This is a genomic window from Streptomyces niveiscabiei (assembly GCF_001419795.1).
Classification (GTDB): Bacteria; Actinomycetota; Actinomycetes; order Streptomycetales; family Streptomycetaceae; genus Streptomyces; species Streptomyces niveiscabiei.
The window spans coordinates 1-1409 of the sequence record NZ_LIRL01001070.1; the positions used below are offsets into that span (position 1 = coordinate 1).

The following is a 1409-nucleotide window of genomic DNA, read 5'->3' on the forward strand; positions in this document are numbered from 1 at the left end:
CCGCCGAGACTCCCGCCCCTGGGCCGCCTGGTCCCACCCCACGAGGTCGCCGCCCTCACCGCCTTCCTCCTCGGCCCCGAGGGCGGCTCGATCACCGGCCAGCAACTGATCCAGTGCGGCGGCGCCTCGCTCTGACAGAAGCCGATCGTCCGTTTGGGACAGCAGCGTGCACAGTGAAACCTTTGTGTGCGGAAAGGCACTTCCTCCTGGCTCTCCCCGACCGCACCCACAACACTCCTCGGCAGTCGGCACGCCGACACAGGCGTGCCTCAGGACACGCCCCGGGAGACCGGGGGAGGAGGAGTGCCGCCTTGAGCCGCAAGACCAGCACCGCCCTCGCACTGCTCGCCGCCACCGCGCTGATCCCCGTGACCCTGACCGGTCAGGCCGACGCCGCGCCGCGGACGGCGAAGGAAAGGGCCGCCGCCGCGTACGCCGAGTCCTGGCGCGAGCACCCCGGCGACTACCTGGCCCTGGAACGGGCCGTCACGGACGCCGGCGGCGACAGCCTCCGCTTCGACGTCCCCGCCGTCGGCTTGCACGGCGCCACCGCCGCGCAGGTCCAGGAGGCGTACGACCGGGCCGCGTCCACCAAGGACATCCCCACGGACGCCTTCCAGGTCTCCGGCTCCTGGTACCACACCCAGGACCAGTACGGGGAATGGTGGACGGCCTCAGGGCAGTGGAACTTCCGCGACGACTACGTCAACGGCTCCGACCCCGACGACGCCTCGGGCCTCGCGGTGGACGACGTCGACTTCACGTGCTGGCAGAACGACGGCAGCAACCTCCTCGCCGCGGACTGGCAGAACAACCCCTACGACCAGATGTGGCGCCACACCGCCACGAAGACCGAGAACGTGTGGAACATCGACGACGCCACCCAGGGCTTCGCGATGAAGGCCGACCACGGCTCGCACCTGCTGCACTTCAAGCGCATCGGGTACGGCTGCGACGACTCCCAGAAGTTCTCGGCCTCCTATCACTACGAGCACAACCAGGACGGCAACGGCGGCTGGGGCGTCTCCATCACCGTCCTGGGCATGAGCCTGTCCTACACCGGATCCGGCGGGGACACGATGCAGAAGTCGACGGACATCTACTACAACAACCCCGCCGGCAGTTGAACGGACCCGGCACCCCATGACGCGCCCCGGCGCCGACGCGACGAGGGCCACCGGCACGATGGCCCTCGTCGTCGCGGCCCTGGTCCTCACCCTCGACAGCCTGACCACGGGGGGCCACGAGTGGGTGTCCCCCCTGGTCATCTCCCTCACCGTCCTCGGCTCGGGCCTGCGGATCGAGGCGGCGGTACGCGAGCGCTCCCCGAACGAGCACTGAACGCCCGCGCGCACGGCCCCCGCCGAAGGACAGCGCTCCCGCCGCACCCCCATGCGGGACGGCTACAC

General features: G+C 70.4%; 2 protein-coding genes. Both read left to right on the forward strand.

Annotated elements, in window-relative coordinates; all coding sequences use genetic code 11:
- Window positions 1-311 precede the first annotated feature (311 nt).
- Entirely contained in the window at window positions 312-1127 is an 816-nt protein-coding gene (locus tag AOK24_RS39885) for a hypothetical protein (RefSeq protein ID WP_055724806.1), read from the forward strand.
- 16 nt (window positions 1128-1143) lie between these two features.
- Entirely contained in the window at window positions 1144-1341 is a 198-nt protein-coding gene (locus tag AOK24_RS39890) for a hypothetical protein (protein WP_055724807.1), read from the forward strand.
- Window positions 1342-1409: the final 68 nt, after the last annotated feature.